The sequence below is a fragment of the Mesorhizobium sp. WSM4833 genome (assembly GCF_055811095.1).
On record NZ_JBVVQG010000026.1, the window covers coordinates 1 to 23,373 of the forward strand.

Consider the following 23,373-nt stretch of genomic DNA (forward strand, 5'->3'; position numbering starts at 1 on the left):
CCGGTGATACCGGAGCAACTGGCTCGACCGGATCGACAGGTTCGACCGGCTCTACTGGGGCAACAGGTTCGACCGGAGCAACCGGCTCGACCGGCGCCACAGGAGCAACCGGTGATACCGGAGCAACTGGCTCGACCGGATCGACAGGTTCGACCGGTTCGACTGGAGCAACAGGCTCTACAGGTTCGACTGGCTCGACCGGAGCCACCGGTTCGACAGGTCCGACAGGTGCGACTGGCTCGGGCGGCGGGACCGGTGACCGCGACCATGGCAACAACGGTGGCGGCAACGATCCTGATGGAAGCGACAGCAGCAACCCAGGCAAGGGGCATGGCAATGACGGGTCCGACAACGATGGTTCGCCAGGTAACGGCAACCACGCCAAGGTCTCGGCCGATACGATCGGACTCAAGGACTCCAAGCAGTTCTTGCAATCGGGCCCGGCCGCCAGCAGCGACACCGATAGCCAAGCCTCGTTCCGGCAGCTCGTTGGCCTGGCTGGGGGTTCGGTGACGAGCGATCTCTTGAACGTTCTCAATACGATCAAGGGCCTTAGTCCGAACCAGAACAAGACATCCGGTGCAACGTCCGACTTGACTTCTGACAAGGGCAAGCAAGGCGCCGGATACACTAACACCGACGACACGCTGAAGAAGGCAATGAAGGATATTCTGAAACCTAATGACTGAGTCCAGGTTGAAGAAAGAACGCGCGGCCCTTGCGGGAACGCAAGTGCCGCGCGTTCACCATTTCCAGGCGGGCAAAGGGCCCGTGCGGCTGGCCTATTTGGAATATAGTGGGTTTTGTCAGCAGTCCCGGCTGGGACGGCTTGCCCGGAGCATCCTTGAACCCTCGCTTGTGGGCCGGAGGGGAAGTGCATGGTGAGCATACCTCTGAACGCCGATGCACGGCCAACCTCGATCCGCGTGGACGCGGAGGCGACTGGCAAGGTTGGCAGCCAGAGCGAGGCGGGGAGGGCACCCGGCGGACCCGCCGAGTTCGACCGGATTGCCCCGCGCCTCGAGGCGGTGCTACGCGTCGCCCGCTATCATGGCGTCGAACTCGACCCGAACGAGTTCAAGGTGGCGAGCGCAAGCCCGGTTCCAAACGCGACCGATCTCTCGCAATGGGCCCAGAACGGCGGCATGTGGTCGCGTGCGCTTCGCATCCGCTGGTCGCATCTTCTGCGCTTCGAGCACACGGGACCGGTCGTCCTGCTGTTCAATGACGGTGGCGCAGGTCTCCTGACCGGGGCCAGTCCAGAGCGGAATGTCGTCTTCCTCAAAAGTGCGGACGCGCCCGAGGATGCCGAAGCCATCGCCATCGACGAGTTGCGGCTGTCGCAGGTGTGGGCGGGTGAGGCCGTGCTGTTGCGTCCAGCGCGATCCTATATCGCGGCCGATGCGCCTTTCACCCTCGGTTGGTTGATCGACCTGGTACGGTTCGAAAGCCGTTCTATGCGTGACATCGGTATCGCCTCGTTCACGCTCAGCCTCCTTACCGTTCTGCCGCCTCTCATGGTCATGACGCTGGTCAACAAGGTGCTGCAGTTCAACAGCGTTTCAACCCTCGTGCTCCTGTCGGCCACAATTGCCGTCCTGTTCGTTTACGAGACGCTCCTCGGTCACGCCCGACGGCTGATCATCAACGTCGTCGGCGCCCGCCTGGATGCCAAACTGAACTTGCATGTTTTCAGCAGGCTCCTGCGTCTGCCACTTGATTATTTCGAGCGTCATCCGGCCGGCGAGACGATGTACCATCTCGCGCAGATCTATCGCATCCGCGAATTCCTCACCGGAAAACTCCTCAGCACGTTCCTGGATCTGATCACGCTCTGCGTGCTGATCCCGGTGATGTTCTATATCAACGCCACGCTGGGCTGGATGGTGCTTGCCTGCGCGGGCGTGATTATGTTGATCATCTTCGCCTTTCTCGCGCCGTTGCGCCGCCGCTACCAGCAAGTGGTCGATGCCGAGACCTGGAAGGCGGCGGCGCTCGGCGAAACCGTCGTCGGCATCAAGACGGTGAAGGCGCTCGGTCTCGAACCGCAACGCAGGGCGCTTTGGGACGAGCGGGTGGCGGAAGCGGGCAGGGCGCGCCTTGCCTTCGGGCAGCTTGCCAACTGGCCGCAGACGCTTGTCACGCCAATCGAGCGTGCGATGGTCCTCGGCACCATGCTGATCGGAGCTTATCTGGCGATGAGCGACACGTCTGGCTACATGGTCGGCAGCTTGTTCGCATTCATGATGATCGCCCAACGCGTCGCACAGCCTCTCGTCGGTCTTGCTCGACTGGTCGAGGACTTCGAGGAGGTAGGGGCGGCAATCAGCGAGGCAGGATCCGTCCTCAACCGACCCCTGGAAAGCAGTTCGAATTCCACAGGCCTGAGGCCGAAGCTCGTTGGCGAGATCAGTTTCCGTGATCTGACCTTCACCTACATCGGCACCAACACGCCAGCGCTTGACCGGGTCAACTTCGACATTCCAGCAGGGACGATGTTCGGCATCGTCGGGCGCAGCGGTTCAGGGAAATCGACAATTGCGCGGCTTCTGCAGGGGATCAATCGCGATTACAGCGGTTTTCTCAAGCTGGATGGCGTCGACCTCAAGGAAATCAACCTGCGTCACCTTCGCCAGGGGCTCGGCGTGGTCCTCCAGGACAATTTCCTTTTCCGCGGGTCGATTCGAGACAACATCATCGCCGGGCGCCCCGGCCTGACCCTTTCCGACGCCATGCGAGCCGCTCACCTTGCCGGCGCCGAAGAATTCATCGAACGCATGCCCAACGGCTATGACACCTATATTGAGGAAGGTTCGCCCAACCTGTCGGGTGGTCAAAAGCAGCGGCTGGCGATTGCGCGCGCGCTCATCCACGATCCGACCGTCATGATCCTTGACGAGGCGACCAGCGCGCTTGACCCGGAGAGCGAGGCGGTGGTCAGCGCCAATCTCATGCGCATCGCCAGGGGCCGCACGATGATTATTGTTTCGCACCGGCTTTCCTCGCTGACCGAATGCGACCAGATCCTGGTCATGGATCAGGGCCAGGTCCTCGATGTCGCGCCGCATGCGACCCTGCTCGAACGATGTGCGCTCTACCGCCAGCTTTGGATGCAGCAGAACCGGCATCTTGACAACCGCCAAGCTCGTCTGGCCGCTGTGCCGCCGAGACTTGTGTGAGCATCGGCTTCGGGGCGCCCATGAGCAGCATCACCCATTCCAGTCTTCCCGTCCGGCGCCGGACAGAGCCGAGCGATCCGACGATGCCCGTCATCCTGGAATTCCAATGGCCGTCGACGGCCATCGCCAATGCGCCCGTCCCACGAATGGCGCGCGGCATGGTCTGGATCATCTCAAGCATGGTCGTTGCCCTGATAACACTCTCAGGGCTCATACCGGTCGATCAGGTCGTCTCCACCAGAGGGCTCGTGGTGTCGCAATCGCCAAATATTCTGGTGCAGCCGCTCGAGACGGCGATCGTCCGCTCGATCGAGGTGCGCGAAGGACAGCGCGTGCGAGCCGGTCAAACGCTTGCTCGCCTCGACGCGACCTTCGCCTCCGCTGACCTTGCTGCGCTGACGACACAGGTCTCGACACTTGAAGCCGAAGTGGCCCGTTTGAAAGCGGAAGCCGACGGAAAGCCCTTCAGCTATGACGGTCTGGACCCGAGTTGGACCCTGCAGGCATCGATCTTCGATCGTCGAAAAGCCGTCTACGACGCCAAGCTGTCGAGTTTTGACCGGCAGAGCGATGAACTCAGTTCCGTGATCTCGCGTTCCCGGTCCGATGCTGACGGCTACCGCCAGCGACTGGCCGTCGCGGCTTCGATCGAACGGATGCGCAAGCAACTGGAAGCAAGACAGGTGGGCAGCCGCCTCAATACGCTTCTGGCCGAGGACAACTGGGCAGAGATGTCCCGGGCGCTCGGCAACGCCGAGCAGACATCGGAAGCTGCCAAGCGACAACAGGCGACGGTGGCCGCCGACCGCGATGGCTACATCCAGAGCTGGCGCGCGGAAGTCTCGCAAGGCCTGTCGGAGGCGGGCTCGCGTATGTCCGATGCCCGTGAGCTTCTCAACAAGGCAAAGCTGCGTAAGCAGTTGGTCGAGCTGAAAAGCGATGCAAACGCCATCGTTCAGTCAGTGGCGAAGGTTTCCGTCGGGTCTATCCTGCAATCGGGTGACCGGCTGATGACCCTGGTGCCGGACGACGCGGTGCTTGAAATCGAAACGAACATTGTCGGCCGTAGCAGTGGGTTCGTCCACGTCGGTGACCCCGTGGCCATCAAGTTCGACACCTTTCCATATTCGCAATATGGCCTCGCGCATGGCACTGTGCGCACGGTGAGCCCGGATTCCTTCTCGGCCCGGGAACAGGCGCGCGACCCGAACAGCTCGTTGGCCATGCTGCCCCCGGACGCTGACCTGTTTTACCGCACGCAGATTTCCATCGACGAGGTCGCCCTCCATGGCGTGCCCGCAAGTTTCACGATCGTCCCTGGCATGCCGGTAACCGCTGACGTCAAGGTCGGCCGCCGTACCGTGCTCAAGTATATTCTCGGCGCCATACTCCCCCTAGGCCAAGAAGCGATGAGGGAGCCATAGGCTCGGGCGCCGTGCGCGACAAACGGAGGTATGCGTTCTCGCATCGATGGCAATCCTTGACCGCCTGACTGCTTACGGTCCACCAGCGCTGGTATTGCGCCGGGCGATCCAGCTTTCTGACAGCGGCAAGCCTTTAGAAGCCTTTCCGCTGCTGGCAATTGCGGCACGCGCCGGGATTGTCGAGGCCGAATACCGCGTCGCTCGTTGCTATCTCGAAGGTTTGGGTGTGCCGCCAAGCCGGTCGGAAGGCGCGCGTTGGCTGCGGCGAGCGGCCGATCACGGCAGCCCCGATGCCCAGTCGCTCCTCGCCGCGCTTTACGTGGCTGGACTGGCGGCGCAGGAGCCCGACGGCAATGGCTTGGAATCGCAAAGCTTGTTCGAACGGGATTCCTCGCGGGAGCCGGAATTCGCGGCAGCGTTCGGGCTCGCGAAAAAGGCAGCCGAAGCTGGCTCCGCAACCGGGCAGGCAATTCTCGCCTATATCCTTAGCAGAGGCCCCGAAGCGATGCGGGACCTGGATGCGGCGCATGGCTGGTATGAGAAGTCTGCGGCAGCCGGCTGCCCTGAGGGATGCCTGGGCCTTGCTCTTTCCCTCGCCCGGCGCGGGCAGCCTGCGCAGACGGCCAAAGTTGCCGCCGAGGTTCGACGCGCTGCCGACGCCGGTCTGCCAACCGCAATCTACCTTCTTGGGGTCCTGACTGAGCATGGACGCGGCATGCCAGCTGATCGACCGGCAGCCGCGCGACTGTATCAGCTTGCCGCGGAGAAAGGCTTGCCCTCAGCCCAATTCCGGTTGGGATTGGCGCTCATCGAGGGTGGCCTTGCAGGTCAAGATATCGCCGCCGGCGAGGCGTGGATGCGGCGGGCCGCATTGGCAGGAAATATTGAGGCAGCCTATCGTCTGGGCGATCGGCATGTGAAGAGTTCGCCGCCAGACTATGCGGACGCCGCAACATGGTACCGACGGGCGGCAAATGCCGGCCATCAGGCTGCTGCCCGTGCGTTGGCATCGCTTTATCTTTCCGGAAACGGAGTCGCACGGGACGTCGAAGAGGGAGCGCGTTGGCTGCGTACGTCCGCAAATGCGGGAAATCAGCAAGCGCAGGTCGACTTTGCCAATCTGGTTATCGAAGGAGCAGGCGAGCCTGGCGACCGCGCCAGCATCGCTGGATGGTTCGAGGCGACCGCCTCATCGGGCGATCTGATTGCAGCGTTCAACCTCGGCCTCTGCTTTGCCGAGGGCGTCGGCGTGCGAAAGGACGAGGAGCAAGCTGCCCGATGGGTGAGGCGGGCAGCCGAAGGCGTGGCCGAAGCGCAATATGCCTACGCGCGAATGCTTCAGGATGGGCGCGGCGTGGCTGCCGATCTGAAACAAGCCCGTTGCTGGTTTGAGCGGGCGGCCAATGCTGGCATGGTCGACGCGCAGGTGGCGTTTGCCGAAATGCTTCTCAACGGACGTGGCGGCGCCTGTTTGCCTCAGGCTGCCGCGCAGTGGTTCAAGCGGGCAGCCGCAGCCGGGCACGCCGGGGCTATGTTTGCGATCGGTGCCCAGTACGCGAATGGCCAAGGTCTGTCCTTCGACCCGGTCGCAGCGCAGAAATGGTTCGCCGCCGCCGCCGAGCGGGGACATGGCTATGCCCAACTCATGCTCGGGGGCTATCTCTGCAATGGTCGTGCCGGGGAACACAACCCGGTAGCAGGCCGCCTTTGGCTCGAGCGAGCATTTGCGCAGGGTGTTCAGGAAGCGGCGAATGAACTCTCATAGTTTGCCTCGAAAGCTGGCTCTGCGGGGGCCATAGGTCTGGTGGAAGAGCTACGCTCTGTTTAGGATCCGAGCACCGAGCACCAATTATCGCTCCTGATTGTGGTCCTCAAATTGGGCCGAGCGGACTCGCCGCTGCAGCGGGACGCCAAGGACGGTGTCGCTTAGGCAACCGCGAGAGATCGCGCCAAGAAACCGAGATTGAATTGGCCGGCGCCTGGCCAGCGGACGCCAGTCGGAATAGGGAGCGGGCCACACGGAACAGATCCGCCGCCGGAAAGTGGATGCTGCCCGGAAAAGCCCGTTCTCGATCTTGCCCGATGGCCGCTACTGGGGAACAAGATTGCTTGCCATCGCATGCCGGGACGTCTCAACCGTCGACATATTCCTGCTCGAATCCAGCAAATTTAGTCAGGCCCTGCTGATCGAGCACACGAACGTGGCCCTGCCGAAATTCGAGAAACTTGCGCTCGCGCAGTTCCCGCAGCATCCGGTTGACATGAATGGGAGTGAGTCCCAGTGCGTCCGCCAGATCGTACTGGGTGAGAGGGCATTCATAGCTGTTGCGCGTGACAGAGCCGATTCGTTCCAGACGCGTCATCAGTTCGAGGAAGAGATGCGCCGTCCGCGCCAAGGCGCTGCGTCGTCCCACATTGGTGAGATGTTGAGCGACAACCGCTGCATTGTGCACGAGGGTTTCGAGAACAAGGGAGAACAGATGGGGCGACTGCATGGCCGCAACGGCAAATGTCTTGGTCGAAGCCACCAGAACTGAAATTTCGGTTTGAGCCACAAACGTTTCAAGAGCCCTGCCCGAGTAGGACTGAGGTAGGACGATGTCGCCTTTCAGTGCAAAATCTAGAATCTGTCGCTGCCCGCCGGCAAGTTCATGAGAAATGCACCCCCAGCCCGACTCGACAATGAACATGCGATCGCAATCCTCGCCCTGATTGACGATGACCGTCTCCGCCAGATAGCGCTTCGGCGTGAATCCCAGCCTTTTGATCAGCGCCGTATCGTCCTCATACGACAGGCGTTTTTCATTCCCGCGCAAAAATGGATGTGGCGTCATTCAGAAGCAACCCCGCCCAACTACTGCCCGAACTACCTCCCTCGCATACACCGTACATTAAAATTGATGTGAAGAATATGCTCCAATGCACTATCGATGACGTGGCAACGGCAGTTTTGGTTGAAGATAACAAGTTTTTCCCGGTCGGCCGATGGCGACAGGTTAAGTCTTATTTCTCTTGAAATTTTCCCGCATGGAATCGACTATTTCGCTGGCGACGAGGCAGCTGCGATTGTCCGCTTGCTCGGCGGCATTTCGTAACGTCATCGACGCGTCCTTAAGTAGCCCTCTAATCTCTGCTGCTGACAAAAGCTCGGACGCTTCGAGTTCCAGCAGCACGGATTCACTCACGTGCAGCGCAGCAAGCGCCACCGCTCTAGGCCTTGTGGCAAGCAGTTTCAGAAGGTCACTGCTGGGTCTCGCACGGACTTTTTTTTTGGCCATCGTTGCGTCTCAACCGTTCGGACAAGATGGTTCACGTCTCAAAGTTACAACGCCTTGACGAATTAACCGCATTTCCATGATCGGGAGAGGTCGTTCAATGTGGCGTCAGGCATCTTCCCAAAGCATACTATCCCGCTTTGAGGCAGCGACACAGAGGCAAGTGCTACCGAATTTGCCGTAGCTACGACGTCGCTATCACCTTGCGGTACCTTGCTGATAAGCGGCGCAGGAAGCATGCCTACGACCGAACCGGGGAGGGCATGATGGCAGGAATATGCATGCGGGGGGTGTGTGCGGGCAATTTGCTTCGGTGGCGAGCCGGCCTGGCTACTCCCTAAGGGTGTATGGAGATTGGCACATCCTCAGGTGATACTGCGACGATGAACCGGACGTTCTACGCCAAGCTCTATCACATTGACGGGCTCGCGCGCGCCATCGGCTGGAGGAAACTGGTCTCAGTACTCCTTCGCCGCGCACTCGGGATCGGCTCGGCGATGAAAGTTCGCTGTGGCGATCATGAATTGCTGATCAGGCCTACCGACAGCGACTTGTTTGTCATGTCACAAATTTTTGGGCACGGCGAATATGAAATTGGAAAGGGTGGACAGAGCGCGCTCAACCGGCTCGCGGCAGGATGGAGACGGAGGGGGATCATACCCGTTATCGTGGATGCCGGCGCTAACGTTGGCTACTCGTCGATTTTCCTCAGAGACCAGTATCCTGATGCTGTGGTGATGGCCATCGAACCGGATCGCCAAACGCATGAAGTCTTACTCTCGAACTGCGCCGGTCTAGAGCGGATCATGTCTGTTTACGGCGCACTCTGGTGCCACGAGGGCGAAGTTGCACTTGTCAACAGCGAGCGCCCATCGTGGGCACGGGGCGTGGCAGACGGAGAAGGCGTGCCGTCGGTCACCTTACGGGGCCTTCTTGCCAGACTGCCCAAGGCGAAATTGCTGATGCTTAAGATGGACATTGAAGGCGCGGAGCTGGAGGCAACGCGAGACTGCGGCAAGGTCCTCAAGCATGTGCCGTGCATCATCGTGGAACCACACGACTTTATGTTTCCCGGCCGAGGCTGCCTCACTTTCGTCTACTCGCTTTTGAGCGGAAGGAAGATCGACAGCCTCGTCAACGGCGAGAACCTCATATTCATTGCCTCGGAACTCCTGGCAGCACCGGCAGCCTCACGGCGGCCGACGACCGGGGGAAAGCGAGCGTTGCCGGTGCGCGCGGCCAAGGCTGTGCCTTAGCGGCCGCGCCAGGAGCCGATATCTGCGGTCGTCAAGGTTCGGTGCAGACGACCTTCGCCAACCACGGTTCGGCACGAACACCGTATCTCAGGATCGTCGCATCAGGAGCGACCCAGTACCTGCCTCAAACCCGTCTTGCTCACGTCCGAAGCAGGAAGCGGGAAAGGTTCGACTTGGCCCGCGGTCTTGTCCAGATACTGCATCAATGCCGTCACCAGATGGTAGAAGATGCTCGCCGGCACCTCCGTTGCCAGTGACCTTCCGCGCTCGTCAATCCTGTCGATCCACAAGCCAAGCGGCGCGGGATCGATGTGCCATCTGAACAGGCGCGCGACACGGGCTTCGATCTCAGCTTTCAGGTCAGGCCCGCCAATGCCATCCAAGGCTACGGCTGCCTTGACGGCTTCGCATTGCGGCCAGCTGCGGGAGAGCCGGTCGAGAGGAATTCCCTGCCGCGATACGGCAGCAAAAGCCAGACCTGTTGCCCGGTTCAATCCACTGGCGACCGCCGATGAATAGAGCTTCCTTGCGTAGGCTACCAAGTCTTTCTGGCCGCTCGCTCGTGCGAAATCGACAAGGAGCGAAGCCCATTCGAAGTGATGCCCCGGTTCGGTCCACTGTCCTTCATCTCCCTGCAACGGCAACCAATCGGCGTCGAAACGTTCCCCAACCGTCCAGCTTTCCTGGTCGAAGAAATGGCTTCGGAAGAGATCGATGATGCGTGCTGCCCGACGCAGATATTCACGGTCGCCCGTGGCGCCATACCAGGCAAGAAATGATTCCAGCATGTGCATGTGTGGGTTCGAAGACCGCGCACCGTTCCAGCCGGGGCTCTCGAGGAACCCGGTCAGACTGTCGTGCTCGAGATGGGCGTCGATGAAATGAAACGTCTGTTGTGCCAGTTCCAGGGCATCGTGATGTCCGCATCGGTGAGCTTGAGCCAGCGCCAGGAGCACGCAGGCATGGTCGTAGGCGTCCTCGGTCGGGTCGGCCACGCTGCCGTTGGCATTGAGAGTTCGCACCCACCCGCCGCGGTTCGTGCGGCCGAATCTTGCGATGAAGTCGATACCGTGTTTGATGAGTTTGTCCGCCGGACCAGTCCAGCCACGTTCCTTGGCGACTGCGAAAGCGTAAATCTGGCGAGCCGCAGTGCGCATGCGCTTGGGTTTGCCCAATGGCCTCGCATCGAAGCCCAGGGCCTCATGGAAGCCGCCGTAAACATCGTCGACGCCAGCGGTGGACCACAGCGGCAGGGTTTCTTCGAAGAGCCAGTGCTCCACGCGCTTGCGCCATGAGCCACTGATGATGATCCGGTCTTCGGAGGCAGTAAATTTCGTTTCGAGGCGTCCGCTCTTCTCCAGCTGTTCGACGATTTTTTTCACGTTCTGGCTGTGGCTGACGGGTGCGACGAATACCGCATCTGGCGTCGCCACGATCGCAACATCCTTCATCCCGACGACGGTCAGCAGTCTGCCCTGGCTTCTGAAGTAAGAGTCCTGGCAATCGATGGTGACGATATCGCCCATTGTGACATTGCCGTTGCTGTCCGTGGGGCTGGCCTCCATTAGGGATTGCCATGAGCCAAGGTCGGTCCAGTGGAACGAGGCCCTAACCATTGCGATGTCGCGCGCATGCTCCATGATTGCGTAGTCGATCGAGGTCGAGGGGACGGCCAAGTAGAAGCCTTGTGTCAAATAAAGGCCCGAGACGTCGGTCCGCGCTCCCTTGTAAGCCCGTTCCGCGGCGTCCCAGATGTCGGGCTGGAACTGGAGAAAAGCCTCCCGCATGGTGTCGGCTCGAAAGAGGAAAATGCCGGCGTTCCAGTAGAATTGTCCCGAAGACATGTATTTGCGAGCCGACTTGGCGTTCGGCTTTTCGACAAAGCGCGAAACCGAGGCTACTGCGTCAGCATCTGCCGTGGTCTCGATGTAACCATATCCGGTTTCGGGATGCGTCGGCTTGATCCCGAACACGATGATCTTTCCTGAATCGGCGGCAGGCACGCCGGCCTTGACGGTTTCCCAGAATTGCGTTGTCGTCGATATCTGATGGTCGGAGGGGACCACGAGCACAAGGGCGTCGGCTCCATATTCGGAGATCGTTTGCAGGGTGGCTATGGCGACGGCGGCCGCGGTATTGCGGCCGACCGGCTCGAAGATCGGTCTGCCGCCGTTCAGGCCGAGCGGTACTAGGTCCGAGATAACGCGCTCGGCATGCCGTTCGGAGGCTATCAGGTAGATCGGCGTCTCTCCGTCCGGCCGCGCCTTAAGGCGACGAACAGTCTTGGCAAGCATAGAGCCATCCCCCGAAAGATCGTGGAATTGCTTGGGGTTGTCTTCGCGCGAGAGCGGCCACAGCCGTGAGCCGACCCCCCCGCTCATGACAAAACTTACGATCCGGTCAGACATGGTCCAATTCCTCTCAGAATGTCTGGTTGTAGGCTCCGAACTCTGGATTGCCGCCCAGCACGCCATCGAGAGCCTCGAGTATCTCTCGGCGCCGCTCTGGCGACACAGGCTTTCCACAACCAGGACGATCTCCGCTTTGTTCGACGACGCCCAGGCCCCAGGTGCCGTCCTGAAAGCCCGTGGCTTTGATCGGGGCACTGGTTTTGAAGGCGAATGTGTTTGGACTCGCGTGTCCGACTATGTTCACGGTCACGATTTCCGCTCCGCAGTTTAGCGCAAACAGTCGTAGCACGCGCCGCACGTGGCCGCCTTCATGAATTCGAGTAGCCCTATCGCCCTAGCTGCCACCCCTCATCCAATATGAGCATGCCCGCCGATGACCGAAAGGATGTCTCGTGCAAGCATGAGAGTCTTGTATTCTGCAAGGTGCGTCCCCTCTCGGGTGCAACGAGAAAGATGGCTGCAACATGCCGCTGACCGCACTCAGGTTCCCATTCGGCCAGAATGTCGACCAACGGCGGTTCGGTCGCCTGACCCGTCTTCTGGAGGTCATTCAGATGGACATCGAGAAGGAAATCGCGGCACTGCGCCCTTGCGTGGAAAGGGTCACGGACTGTGCTGCGTTCGCCCTGGAAGCGATGGAAAATGGCGAGAGTCCCGAACGCATGTCCGCGCAGATCGGTACTCTCGAGCAGAACCTGGCGATCATCCGCGGACGGCAGGCCTTGCTGGAACAGCAGACGTCATTTGTCGACGCCGCGAGAGCAGCGCTGCCGCGCGTTCTACCGCCCCACGGGTCCTAAGTTTCGCATACGCCAATTGGCGGCATTTACCTTCCGGATCACGGGAGTAATCTTCCGCAGCAGTCTGGGATCGCGGGGCCTCGGCTTTCAATGCAAAGACCGGCCGCATGCAACGGCCGCCTGCATGGAGCGGGCTGCTCTGGGTGTCTGCGTATGCCTGCAGGAGAAGCTGAATGAATCGCATGTTCACCAATCAATGGCCCTCGATGACGGACCAGCAGGCTTCCGCCGGCCAAGAGTTCATTGGGCTCTCCGACATTACCGAATTTCTGCGCCGCTACGCTGGAACTATCATTGCCTGCCTTGCCATGGCTCTCTTGTTGGCGGGGTTTTACAATTCGAGCACCGACCCAACTTTCATCGCCAGCGCGCAGATTCTGATCGAGCCGAAATTGCCGCAACACCTGCAGGAGGGCGGCGAAGTGGATCTGTCACTGGATACTGCCCAGGTGGAAAGCCAGATCGCTGTAATGCAGTCGGAAAAAATCGCAGCGATGGTGCTCGACCAGTTGAAACTCGTCGACGATGCGCAGTTCAATCGTTCCCAGTCTCCGACTTTGCGGGACAGATTGACGAAGACCGGAGCTGTCCTGCTTGACGCCTTGGGGCTGCGGAAAAGCGCCTGGCTGCAGCATTTCGCTCTTAGCGAGCCTGCCGCACCCCCCATGCTGACCGATTTTCAGAAGTTCCGTCGGAGCATGTTGGTTTTCCGCAACGGCCTCGACGTCCGCCGAGTCGGCGTTTCCTACGCGATTGACATATCCTTCACCTCTCCTGATCCCGAGGGCGCAGCCAGGATTGCGAACGCCACGGCCGATGCCTTCGTACGTGAGCAGATCGAAACCAAGACTGACGCAGCCAAGGAAGGAGGCGCGTGGCTGGAAATGCGGCTTCAGCAGCTGCGAACTCAAATGAATGAGGCCATGGCAAAAGCGCAGCAGTTCCGGTCACGGCACGACTACAGCGTCGGCATTGAAGCCAAAGCAGACGGGACGAGTGCTGAGCCGACGCTCGAAGAACTTGAGGTGACGGCTGAAACCTACCAGAAGATGTACGAGAGCTTCTTGCAGGCCTACACCAACTCGGTAAGCCAACAGTCGTATCCGGTTGCCGATGCAAGGGTCATCACAGCTGCGACGGCGCCGCTCAATCCGAGCGCTCCAAGGCCGAAGTTGATGCTGGCCTTCGCGGTGGTTGCCGGTCTCATTTTCGGTATTGGACTTGCGTTTGTAAGGCACGCGTTTGACTGGACCATAAGGTCGCCACGACAGATCCGCGACAATCTGGGCGTCGAATGCCTCGGAGAACTGCCGCCGATCGGCAGAAGATCGGGCCTTGTCGACCAAGTGGCAAGATCTCCGCAATCCCGATACAGCCATAGCCTGAGAAAAGTGCGAACCGAGATAAGCCTTGCGGAAACCAGCCGCCCGATCAGGTTTCTTGGGTTGACTGCCGTATCCAACGACGGTTCGAAGAGTTCGGTGGCCAGCAATCTCGCTACGCTCTACTCGATGTCGGGCCTGAAGACGCTGGTGATTGACGCCGACATCCGGCGCCCGACCATGACCCCCTCGCGGCTTCTGAGCCAGTCGGGAGCCCTCGACCTACCGTGCCAGGACCCTGTCCGTCTCAACATCGTTCGTGCTGCGGGGCGGCCGTTCGACATCCTTTCCAGTTCGACCGTGGACGCCAGACACCTCCTGGCGCCTAGCAAGATGGAGGCGTTCCTCTCGGAGCTAGCCGCTAGTGACCTTGCCGCCAACGGACTTCCTGCCTACGACATTGTCATACTCGACCTGCCGACGCTTGCCTCGGGTGCCGACGAACTGATTGTCGGATCTGTCCTGGACGGCGTGGTGATCGTTGCCGAGTGGGGCAAGACACAGGTCCAGACGCTGCAGGAACTTGTCAAGACGTTGCAGGCCTGCAGGACCCCGATACTAGGCGTACTCTTGGCCAGGGTCCGCGCGCCCAAGCGCCGTAAAGCATGAAACCGTAGCGAGACATTCTCCTTCGGAAGTTGCAAAAAGTCTAGGAGGATCATTCCTTGGGATTAGGGGGATAGCCCCTGAGCGTCACGCTACCTCCTTTGCCCTTCTTGTCGACAACCTCCGACCTTGGAAGAGTGCAACAACAAGTCGAAACAGCGATTGTTCCATGACAACGAACGCCTTCGAGTCACATCAGGCAGCCCCGATCTGGGTTCAGCCATCTCTGCCTATCCCGTCCGACAGCCGAACGGCAGTCCTGCACGTCCTTCCCGCATCCGACAACAACGGTGCCGGGGCAGTGTTGACGGACCTTTCGCCTGCGCTCAGGTTGGGAACGACGAACCCTCCTGTGGGCGGTCTCCTGAAGCGCATCATGGATCTGGTAGTAGCATTCACGGCGCTTATGGTTGCCGCGCCGGTAATGATTGTCGTTGCTCTGCTGATCAGGATGACGGCAGGAGGCCCGGCAGTGTTCTCGCATAGCCGCATCGGCTTTGGCGGAAAGCCATTCGATTGCTACAAGTTCCGCTCGATGGTCACCAATTCGGACGAAGTTCTGAAGTCATTTCTCGACAGCAACCCTCAAGTCAGGTTGGAATGGGAGGAGACCCGCAAGATCAGGAACGACCCCCGCGTCACGGTGCTTGGGTGGATGCTGCGTAAGTCGAGCCTCGACGAACTCCCGCAATTGTTCAACATCATCCGCGGCGACATGAGTTGTGTGGGTCCAAGGCCCATCGTCAAGGACGAACTAAAATGCTACGGCGACCACTTAGGGGAATACCTTCGGGCAAAGCCCGGGCTCACCGGTCTGTGGCAGGTGAACGGAAGAAGCAGCATGGACTACGCCAACCGCGTGAAGCTGGACTGCCAGTATGTGCGGAACTGGTCGGTTTGGCTCGATATCGTGATCCTGTTCAGGACGGTTTTCGCAGTCATACGTTTCGACCGGGCTTCCTGAAGTCCCGCCGTGTCACCTTTCCTTGCGCTTCCGGTGGACGGACAGGGACAGACCGATGATATAGGCGCCAGCCAAGACGAATGACAGTATCAGGAACTTAGTGACGGTCACGTAGCCCGGCAACCCGAGCCCATTCCAGGCAAAGCTTCCGACCACAAGCAGCGCAGTCGCCGCGATCAGCGCAGGAGCCTTGAAGCGCAGTCCCATCAGAACGCCTGCCGCCGATATAGCGATTACACTCATGAGCACCGACATCTCCAGTGATACCCGCAGGAACTGATCGCCTCACTGCGGCAGGGAAGGCATCGTCAGCGTGCCCACTGATATGCGGCCTCAAAGTGCAAGGCAAGTGCCGCCGGAAATTGCTAGCATGGTCGGCCAGATCATTGAACTTGAAGCGAACCAGTTCAAAGAAAGGTGCGCGGCGGTTTTCCGTGTGGAACAGCAGAAAAACAAGCACCTGCAGCGAGCTGGCAGCTCCGCCCACTCTGAACCGCTCTGGCCATGACGCCGGCGCGTTCTTTACCCGTCCAGGCGGCCACCAACGGTCTCGGGTTCGGAGGTCATGTCGAAGGCGTTGCGAGCCGGCACCCGCGCCAATCATGAAGCCTGTCAATTGGTACCTTGAACAGAAACCGTCCCTGCCTGGACGTCGTCCTCTACAGGTAGAGCAGCCAAGCCGGACGGCGGGGCGGGGATATCGATCTTCACGGTATCGCCTGGCTCGATCGGCGTCGTTTCCTCAGCCGTGAGTTCTTGCGAGCCGCTGTCCGTCGTCCTCACGATCTTGAAGATCGGCTTGGCCCTTTCGGCGCGCTCTCTAAGGGCGAGCAGAGCAGGGGCCGTGACCTCGGTATCGTGCAACAACTGCACCGCGGTGTTGGCCTTGCTGGTCACTTCATTGAGCTGCAGTTGCGTCTCGCGCAAGGCAGCAGCGACTTCGCTGGCTTGGCTATTGCCGAGGTTGAGGATCTCGATGTCGGTCTTGCTTATCTCCTGCCTGACTCGCAAGAGCGAGGTCTCGGCAACCAACCTGTCGCTCTGCATCTGTGCGACCGTTCCCTGTAGAGAGAGTTCCCGCGGTGCAACCGCCAGCCCCTTCTGGACAAGGGCCGAAACACCCGCGAGTTCCTTCTGGATAAGTTCGATCTGTTGGTCGTGGAAGGCCATCTGCTGGCCGAGCGAGGTCAGTTCCTTTTCGAGGAAATCCTTGAGTTCGCGCAGGGCACGGAGTTGCGTCGCCATGGCGTCCTTGCGGACGGCGAAGATCTTGCGCTCCTGCTCCATCGCCACCGCGACCGTCTCGTTCGAAGCTCTGTCCTTCAGTTGCGCAGGGAAGGCGATGTCGTCGCTGCCAGCTAGTTCTGATTCCAGCCGTGCTTTGCGAGCGAGCAGACTGACGTTGCTCAGCGCCAACAAACCCACATCGCCCTGACCCACGATGACTTCACGCTCGAGCCTCGACATGTCTTCCTCGCGTGTTCGCAGGCCGCCGGCGATTCCCAGCGCCTGCAGCACCGTCAGCCCGGGCCTGTAGGGGAACTCGCCTGGCTGCGTGACGTAGCCGACAATGTAGAACGGCCTGTACTGGACAATCTCGACAGCGACATCCGGCTGGCGGCCGAGGCCCATGTGCTGCATCAGGCGGTCGCCGATCGCGCGGGCGAGGTCGCCGGGGGCGGTGCCCTGCGCGCGTATCTGGCCGACAAATGGAAGGAAGAGCGTGCCGTCGGCACCGACGACGAAACTGTCGTTGAGAGCCGTCCATTCGAAAATCACGTCGCGTGATGCGCGCCATTCGTAGACCTTGAGCCTGACCTTGTCCTGAGGTCCGAGGAGGTACTCGGCAGCCACCGTCGGCAAGGGGCAGGCAGCCGCCGCCAATGAAGCCGCCGCCACTGTCACAAGCCATTTCCGCATTGTCTTCCCACCTTCAGATTTTCAGGATGTATTCGGGTTCGATTCGTCCCATGGCGATGTGCCGGATCGCCAGCATGTTACCCCTGAGCCTGCCCCTGCGATCGATATACGGCTCAGGCCGCAGGCTCTTTGCGAGATTCGCGGCGATATTCCTGAACATCAGCGGAAGAGCGAAAGAGGCCGGAACGGAGCCCTTCCTGATCAGATAGATCGCATTCGCAACCTGGGAGTAGCCGAACCGCTCGCCGCTGACCCGCCCTGTCTTGATACCGAGATGGACGCCCGTGATCGCGGTCACGCAGACCACGCGGCCTTTGGATCTCATTTGGCTGGTGAAGTCGATGTCTTCCTGCCAGCCGTACAAGACGAGGCGCTCGTCGAAGCGCAAATCGCCCACAAGCGAGGAACGCAAGGACATGTTGCATCCGTATGCTCCGACATGGTCGACCACCGGCGGTCCATCATGTTTTTTGCCCTCGTTTTCCCGCAAGGCGGCTTCGGCATTTTCCCAGGTGAGGCCAGCATTCGTGGCACCGTCCCTGACGACCGTGCCCATCACCACCGCCCATCCATCATTTTCCACGAAAGCTTTCTCGACCTGCTGCAGATATTCGGCGGACGGAACGAAATCATCGTCGAAGAATGTGATGATGTCGAAGCGCCCCAGGGAAGGTACGAGAGCCCTGTTCCGCTGGGCAGCCAGTCCTTTCGGTCCGAAAACGAGTGACACCTGGAAAGGACAGCTTTCCGGCAGGCCGACATGCGAGGCGTCGGGCGCCGACACTATGACCTCATCAGGAAGCCTCGTCTGGCCGCCCAAATATCCAAGCAAACGCCCGACCTGTCCGCTGCGGCCAAGCGTCGGGATGATCACTATGAGTCTCATGCTCGATCCAGCTTCGGTTCCGCCGAAACCTAGACCGACGAGTGGACCGACACAGCCTGCATAAAAGGAGACGGGAGGAGCCTGGCCTACCGCCGGACACAGGCTTTCGGAGTATCCCGGTGACGGACCACATCCGCAAGTATTAGATGGCCATGCGCCCGTAGCGGTGTGTAGCCGATCGGACAGCTTGCCGGAGCAACGACATGGAATGGAGACTGCCAGCCTTATGAGGCTAGGGGGAACCATGCTCCACGAACGCTCTTCCGATTTGGCCGTCGCTGCCAAGATCGATGTATCCATCGAAGAATTGCCGGCCGCGCCGGGGCCCGGCTTCGACAGCAATGCCAGGATAGCGATCGTTCATGACTGGTGCCCGAATTTCCGGGGAGGGGAAAGGGTTCTTGCGCAAATCTGCAAGCAGTTCCCCAACGCCGAGGTCTTCACGCTTTTCGATTTCCTGCCACAAGAGGTGAAGGAGCAATATTTCCACGACGTGGAATTCCATACGTCTGCGGCCAACCGGATACCGATGGTCCATAAATTCTATCGATCCCTCTTCTTTTTCTGTCCCTTTCTGATCGAGCAATTCGACGTGACGGGCTACGACGCGGTGATCTCGTCGTCGGCCGCCTTCTCGCGCGGCGTCATCACCAGGCCGGACCAGCCGCATCTGTGTTATGTGCACAGTCCCGTCCGCTACGCCTGGGATGAACAATTTTCCTATCTTCAGCAGGGACGGCTTGGTTTCGGCCCCAAGGGAATGCTCTATCGCTACATGCTCCATCGCCTGAGGACATGGGATACGAGAACCGCGCACGGTCCGGACCTGATGCTGGCGAACTCGAATTATGTCCGCTCCCGTATCCAGCACATTTACGGGCGCCAGGCGCGCGTCGTTTTCCCCCCGGTCACACTGGGCGAATTGCCTTGTGTGGAGGATAAGGACGATTACTACGTTTCAGCGTCCTTCCTCGCCCCCTACAAGCGCACCGACCTTGTCATCCGGGCCTTCAACGAAATGCCGTCGCGGCGACTGGTCATCGTTGGCGAAGGGCAGCAATCAGCCTGCTTGCGGGCGCTTGCCGGTCCCAACGTCACCTTCTCGGGCTACCTGCCCCGGAAAGACTATGTGGACACCCTGGCGCGGGCGAAGGCGATGGTGTTTGCGGGCTGCGAGGATTTCGGCATAGCGCTGGCCGAGGCACAGGCCTGCGGGACGCCGCTGGTCGCCTTCGGTCGCGGCGGCGCCGTCGACATCGTACAGCGGCTAGGATCATCCTCCGAGCCGACAGGAGTGCTGTTCAAGGCTCAAACGGTCGATCACCTCAAGCAGGCAGTGGAACGGTTCGAAGAGAATAGCCATGCCATTGCGCCGCGCGCTTGCGCCAGAAATGCAGGACGTTTTTCAGAAGAGAACTTCGACCGCGCGATCCTGGAATCGCTAGACGCCGTCCAGGCACTTCACGAGATCATGTGAATTCGGGAGCCCTGACGATCTTCGTTTCCGTATCGACGCCGTCTGCGGCCGCCATCGCCTGGAGATAACGCAGGCCCGTCGCCCTCCAGCTGTATTCCGCGGCTCTCGCCTTTCCTTTGCCCATCATCTGAGCGCGCAGGGCCTGAGAAGTGCGAAGCTGCACGAAACTGTCGAACCATGCGTCCTGGTCGTCTGGGGATGCAAACAGCGCTGCATTGCCGCAGACTTCAGGCAGGCTGGCGCGGTCTGAAACCACGACAGGACAGCCGACGGCCATCGCCTCGAGGGCTGGGAGACCGAAGCCCTCCGTGAGCGAGGGGAAAGCCAGGCATAGCGAGTCCCCGAGGAGGGCCGCCAACTCGCCATCCGAAATGCGGCCGAGCCAGTGGATGTTTCGCGCTTCGGTCCTGGCGGATCCTGACCTAAAGACGCGCGAATCCGACATGCCGACAATCGCGATTCTGAGTCCGGCTTCGCCAAGACGATCAGCCATGTTCAGGAGGAGATCCAGATTCTTGTGAGGTGCGGCACTGCCGATCAGGACAACGGTTTCCCGCGAGGCCGCCAGCCGCGTCTGTGCTGAGTGTTCAGGCTCCCACCGCAAGGCATGCTCATGGCCGTTCGGCGCCACGAAAGCCCGCTCTGCCGGGATGACGTCGCGGCGAACCAGTTCATCCAAGGAGTAGTTGGAAACGGTCGAAATACCGCACGCCGTCTTGCCGAGGGCGGGCAACAGATTCCTGTAAAGAAGTCTAAAGGCAAATGAATAGCTCTGCGGGGCATTCCAGACGTTTGCATCATGGACGCAGACGATATGCTTGCGGGAAAGCAGCGGCCCTGTGTTGCAGAGGCTGAGCAGTCCGCTGCCATCCAGGGATGAGGGGAGCTGCACCTGTTCCCAGGCATGCCCGTTCATGCCGCCGATCTCTCGACGCTCGATGCAAGCCAGGGGGAAGTCTCCGGACCCTGGAGGGTGGAGCAGTGCAAGCTCGAGGCCGCGGGTCAGCGGGTTCTGCTCGGCCAACAAGGTGTCGAGAGCGCGCACGACCTCGCGCGCGTAACGCTGAACGCCTGTTGTCGGCTGCGAAAGAAACCGCCCATTGATCGTCCAACGTCGCGCCATGTCGTCCACCCCTTGGAACTTTCAGTGTGGAACCGTCAAGACGCCAGGTCACCATGGCCATCGGGTCATTCGGCTAAGTTGCAATCATCCGGATTGGCGACGTCGGACAGCGTACCTACCTCGAACGTTTAAGGGCCTTGGTGTTCCTGGGAATGCTAGTCTGCCTAGGGTGCCGGAAGGTCGGGGAAGCTGGACATGGCCAAGCTCGGGTTCGATACGAGGGAGTCGCCGCAACCAAGATCGGCCTGGCCGGCGAACAGACACCGTGCCGACACGCCCTTGGCCAGATCCGCTGTCGCCGGCGCCGACTTCCTGATCGGCCATCCCGCTGCGGTGTGCGCGGACCGGGAAGCGCCGAGACGGCGCTGGACGATAAATGGAGACTTCACGACGCTTCGGCCAACCGGTGTGGCCCGTTACGCCCGCGAGGTCACCTTGGCTCTCGACGCCCTCATTTCAGAAGGGCATCCGCTCGGTCGCGACCTGGAGATTGATCTCGTGGTGCCGCGTCCGCTTTCGGAACCTTTGCGCCTCGATGCCATCCCCGTCCGGGTCGTTCCTGAATTCAGCAGGCCGCGACTGCCGCAATTTTGGGTGCAGGCGCAGTTGCCCTGGCATGTGCCTGGAGGATTGCTGAGCTTCTGCAATCTCGCTCCCGTCGCGCTGAGGCGCCAGATCGCGTGTATCCATGACATGCACACAAGGCTCATGCCGTCGAGCTACGCGCGAGGATTCCGCTGGGCGCACCGCTTGATCCTGCCGGCACTTGGCAGGCAGGCCGCCCGCATCACGACCGTCTCGCAACTCTCACGCAGCCATCTGATCAAGTTCGGAATCGCGCCAGAAGAAAACATCGTCGTCACCTACAACGGCAGCGACCATGCGAACCGGTGGGATGCGGCGAGATCAACTCTGGCCGTCGACCGGAGCAGGCCGTATGTCCTCTGCTTGGGGAGGCGGGACCAGGAATATAAGAACATGGGGCTTCTCGCCAGGCTGGCCCCACACCTCGACGCGATGGGTCTTGACCTGTGGATGCCAGGCGATGTCGACGAGGCCACGCTCCTGAGGTACATCCCGCAAATGCCCGGAAACATCGTCCTTCCTGGCCGCATAGGGGACGACGACTTCAAGAAGGCGCTCGAAGGCGCCCTGTGCTTCCTGTTCCCGTCACGGATCGAGGGCTTCGGGCTGCCGGCGGTCGAGGCGATGGCTTCGGGCTGCCCGGTCGTGGCCTCGACCTCGCCATGTCTTCCCGAAATCTGCGGGGATTCGGCCCTTTATGCCGATCCCGACGACGTCCAGTCATGGGCCGAAGCCATCCGCCTGTTGATGCTAGCCCCAGACTTGCGGCAGCGTTTGGTTACCAAGGGGAACGCCAGGGCGAGCAGTTATTCCTGGCGGTGGATAGCGTGGAAATACCTCGAACTCATGATTCAGGTCGACGCCGATTTCGGGGAGTTCGGCGATTGACCGGCGGCCAGTCTTCGGATTGACCTCCAGGAGAGCACGATGGACGAGAACGACTTGCGAGCATTGGTGGCAGCCGCTCATCGCGCGCGCCGGCCTCGCCGTGTAACCACCGATCCTGGCCGCAGACCGAAACCCGTGCCGACCATTTCGATCTGCATCCCGACTTACAACCGCTCGTCCATGCTGGCGGAATTGTTAGACAGCATCATCGCCCAAGCTTTGGAGGACGCGATCGAGGTCGTGGTCAGCGATGATGCTTCACCGGACAATACGGTCGCCGTGGCCGAAGGCTATAAGGGTCGCATCAAGCACTACACCTTGCTTTCCCAGCCGAAGAACTTGGGAGTGGACGGCAATTTCCTGGCGGTCGTGGAGGCGGCGAAGGGCGATTACATCTGGCTGATGGGCGACGACGACCATCTGGAACCGGGCGGGCTAGCACGGGTGCTGGAAGCGATCCGGCGTTGGCCCGGCGTAACCGGTCTAACGCTAGGCGTGATCGACTATGACGTGACGATGACGCGCCGGACCGGCATCCGTCGGATCCCGCCTACACAACTGATCGCCGATGCCGGTACGCTGTTCGCGACGATGGGTGATCTGCTGGGCTTCATGTCCGCCCTGGTGATAGACCGTGCCAAATGGAATGAGATCGCATCCGAGCCTAATGTCTCGGAATTCAAGAATTACTACGTCCAAGTTTATATCATCGGCCGTGTTGTCGAACGGTTTGGAAAATGGGGCGTGGTCCAAGAACCTTGTGTCGGCTATCGGTCGGGCAACGACCAGTTCAATATCAAGTTCGGATGGCTGGATCGCCTGAAGATCGACGTTGCCGCCTATGATCAGATTGCTTTCGCGTTGTTCGCGGACACACCCGCTGTGTGCGAAGCGTTTCGCCGCCGGATATTTGATACGCACGTGATGGCGCGGTTGAACAACGCTAAAACTGCGGGGGGACGGACCATCGCGGTGAGCGCAGCGATCAGGTACCTGTACGGCCGTTACCATGGAATGCCGCACTATTGGACCCGCGCAGTGCCGACGCTCCTTGCGCCGCAATGGATCCTGCGGAACGCGCGGTCCGCATACAAGCGGCTGTCGCCCAACTCGGGCGCGTTCCGAGCGCGTGAAATGTCCAACTGATAGATAGCGGCAGCGGGGGGTGCTACCAGATTGAGGATCGCGTCAATGGGC

19 protein-coding genes and 1 pseudogene are annotated in these 23,373 nt (G+C 60.5%); 12 read left to right on the forward strand and 8 right to left on the reverse strand.

Translation table 11 applies throughout. The features are described 5' to 3' along the window. The 4 genes and pseudogenes from AC0L2D_RS30600 to AC0L2D_RS30615 form a co-directional block, all read left to right on the forward strand. Positions 1–689: pseudogene (locus tag AC0L2D_RS30600) on the forward strand (hypothetical protein); the annotation flags it as partial. Positions 690–878: 189 nt separating this feature from the next. After that, positions 879–3,179 carry a peptidase domain-containing ABC transporter gene (locus AC0L2D_RS30605; protein ID WP_027163625.1) on the forward strand — a complete coding sequence of 767 codons (2,301 nt, stop codon included), beginning with the start codon at positions 879–881 and terminating at the stop codon, positions 3,177–3,179. 20 nt (positions 3,180–3,199) lie between these two features. Then, a complete protein-coding gene (locus AC0L2D_RS30610) occupies positions 3,200–4,603 on the forward strand; it encodes an HlyD family type I secretion periplasmic adaptor subunit (protein WP_027163624.1) in 1,404 nt (467 codons plus the stop codon). A 46-nt stretch (positions 4,604–4,649) separates the two neighbouring features. After that, complete coding sequence (locus tag AC0L2D_RS30615) at positions 4,650–6,368, forward strand: tetratricopeptide repeat protein (RefSeq protein WP_027163623.1); 1,719 nt, start codon at positions 4,650–4,652, stop codon at positions 6,366–6,368. A gap of 367 nt (positions 6,369–6,735) precedes the next feature. Here AC0L2D_RS30615 and AC0L2D_RS30620 read toward each other — a convergent pair whose 3' ends face one another. Both AC0L2D_RS30620 and AC0L2D_RS30625 read right to left on the reverse strand, forming a co-directional pair. Then, entirely contained in the window at positions 6,736–7,437 is a 702-nt protein-coding gene (locus tag AC0L2D_RS30620; protein WP_024505426.1) for a Crp/Fnr family transcriptional regulator, read from the reverse strand. Between the two features lie 162 nt (positions 7,438–7,599). Further along, positions 7,600–7,881 carry a hypothetical protein gene (locus AC0L2D_RS30625; RefSeq protein WP_024505425.1) on the reverse strand — a complete coding sequence of 94 codons (282 nt, stop codon included), beginning with the start codon at positions 7,879–7,881 and terminating at the stop codon, positions 7,600–7,602. 380 nt (positions 7,882–8,261) lie between these two features. Between AC0L2D_RS30625 and AC0L2D_RS30630 the strand changes: the two genes are divergently transcribed. Beyond that, entirely contained in the window at positions 8,262–9,134 is an 873-nt protein-coding gene (locus tag AC0L2D_RS30630; RefSeq protein WP_024505424.1) for an FkbM family methyltransferase, read from the forward strand. Positions 9,135–9,235: 101 nt separating this feature from the next. Here the strand turns inward: AC0L2D_RS30630 and AC0L2D_RS30635 are convergent, their stop codons facing one another. Both AC0L2D_RS30635 and AC0L2D_RS30640 read right to left on the reverse strand, forming a co-directional pair. Further along, a complete protein-coding gene (locus AC0L2D_RS30635) occupies positions 9,236–11,542 on the reverse strand; it encodes a mannose-1-phosphate guanylyltransferase/mannose-6-phosphate isomerase (protein WP_473543910.1) in 2,307 nt (768 codons plus the stop codon). A gap of 13 nt (positions 11,543–11,555) precedes the next feature. Then, positions 11,556–11,795: a hypothetical protein gene (locus AC0L2D_RS30640; RefSeq protein WP_127385353.1), complete on the reverse strand. Its 240-nt coding sequence runs from the start codon at positions 11,793–11,795 to the stop codon at positions 11,556–11,558. Between the two features lie 214 nt (positions 11,796–12,009). Here AC0L2D_RS30640 and AC0L2D_RS30645 point away from each other — a divergent pair, with 214 nt between their 5' ends. The 3 genes from AC0L2D_RS30645 to AC0L2D_RS30655 all read left to right on the forward strand — a co-directional run bounded on the left by AC0L2D_RS30645 (position 12,010) and on the right by AC0L2D_RS30655 (position 15,297). Next, a complete protein-coding gene (locus AC0L2D_RS30645) occupies positions 12,010–12,345 on the forward strand; it encodes a hypothetical protein (protein ID WP_027163619.1) in 336 nt (111 codons plus the stop codon). 173 nt (positions 12,346–12,518) lie between these two features. Further along, on the forward strand, positions 12,519–14,336 hold the full coding sequence (locus tag AC0L2D_RS30650) for a GumC family protein (protein ID WP_050596371.1): 1,818 nt from the start codon (positions 12,519–12,521) through the stop codon (positions 14,334–14,336). A 166-nt stretch (positions 14,337–14,502) separates the two neighbouring features. Next, entirely contained in the window at positions 14,503–15,297 is a 795-nt protein-coding gene (locus AC0L2D_RS30655; protein ID WP_024505420.1) for a sugar transferase, read from the forward strand. A 12-nt stretch (positions 15,298–15,309) separates the two neighbouring features. Here the strand turns inward: AC0L2D_RS30655 and AC0L2D_RS30660 are convergent, their stop codons facing one another. After that, positions 15,310–15,540 carry a hypothetical protein gene (locus AC0L2D_RS30660; protein WP_127219079.1) on the reverse strand — a complete coding sequence of 77 codons (231 nt, stop codon included), beginning with the start codon at positions 15,538–15,540 and terminating at the stop codon, positions 15,310–15,312. A 127-nt stretch (positions 15,541–15,667) separates the two neighbouring features. Here AC0L2D_RS30660 and AC0L2D_RS30665 point away from each other — a divergent pair, with 127 nt between their 5' ends. Then, positions 15,668–15,805 (forward strand): hypothetical protein, encoded by a 138-nt coding sequence (locus tag AC0L2D_RS30665; RefSeq protein ID WP_155924994.1) that lies wholly within the window; start codon positions 15,668–15,670, stop codon positions 15,803–15,805. Between the two features lie 104 nt (positions 15,806–15,909). Here AC0L2D_RS30665 and AC0L2D_RS30670 read toward each other — a convergent pair whose 3' ends face one another. Together AC0L2D_RS30670 and AC0L2D_RS30675 are read right to left on the reverse strand one after the other, a co-directional pair. Next, positions 15,910–17,181 (reverse strand): polysaccharide biosynthesis/export family protein, encoded by a 1,272-nt coding sequence (locus tag AC0L2D_RS30670; RefSeq protein WP_245267659.1) that lies wholly within the window; start codon positions 17,179–17,181, stop codon positions 15,910–15,912. Between the two features lie 49 nt (positions 17,182–17,230). Then, positions 17,231–18,103, reverse strand: coding sequence for a glycosyltransferase family 2 protein (locus AC0L2D_RS30675; protein ID WP_024505417.1), 873 nt, complete (start codon positions 18,101–18,103; stop codon positions 17,231–17,233). Between the two features lie 244 nt (positions 18,104–18,347). Here AC0L2D_RS30675 and AC0L2D_RS30680 point away from each other — a divergent pair, with 244 nt between their 5' ends. Next, positions 18,348–19,580: a glycosyltransferase gene (locus tag AC0L2D_RS30680; protein WP_024505416.1), complete on the forward strand. Its 1,233-nt coding sequence runs from the start codon at positions 18,348–18,350 to the stop codon at positions 19,578–19,580. Here AC0L2D_RS30680 and AC0L2D_RS30685 read toward each other — a convergent pair. Further along, the gene (locus AC0L2D_RS30685) at positions 19,573–20,703 is read right to left on the reverse strand and encodes a glycosyltransferase family 4 protein (protein ID WP_024505415.1); all 1,131 of its coding nucleotides are present in this window, start codon (positions 20,701–20,703) and stop codon (positions 19,573–19,575) included. The genes AC0L2D_RS30680 and AC0L2D_RS30685 overlap by 8 nt on opposite strands. 195 nt (positions 20,704–20,898) lie before the next feature. On the opposite strand from AC0L2D_RS30685, the gene AC0L2D_RS30690 reads away from it, so the two are divergent. Together AC0L2D_RS30690 and AC0L2D_RS30695 are read left to right on the forward strand one after the other, a co-directional pair. Beyond that, on the forward strand, positions 20,899–22,176 hold the full coding sequence (locus tag AC0L2D_RS30690) for a glycosyltransferase family 4 protein (protein WP_024505414.1): 1,278 nt from the start codon (positions 20,899–20,901) through the stop codon (positions 22,174–22,176). Between the two features lie 39 nt (positions 22,177–22,215). After that, complete coding sequence (locus AC0L2D_RS30695) at positions 22,216–23,322, forward strand: glycosyltransferase family 2 protein (protein ID WP_196815422.1); 1,107 nt, start codon at positions 22,216–22,218, stop codon at positions 23,320–23,322. The last annotated feature ends 51 nt before the right edge of the window (positions 23,323–23,373 follow it).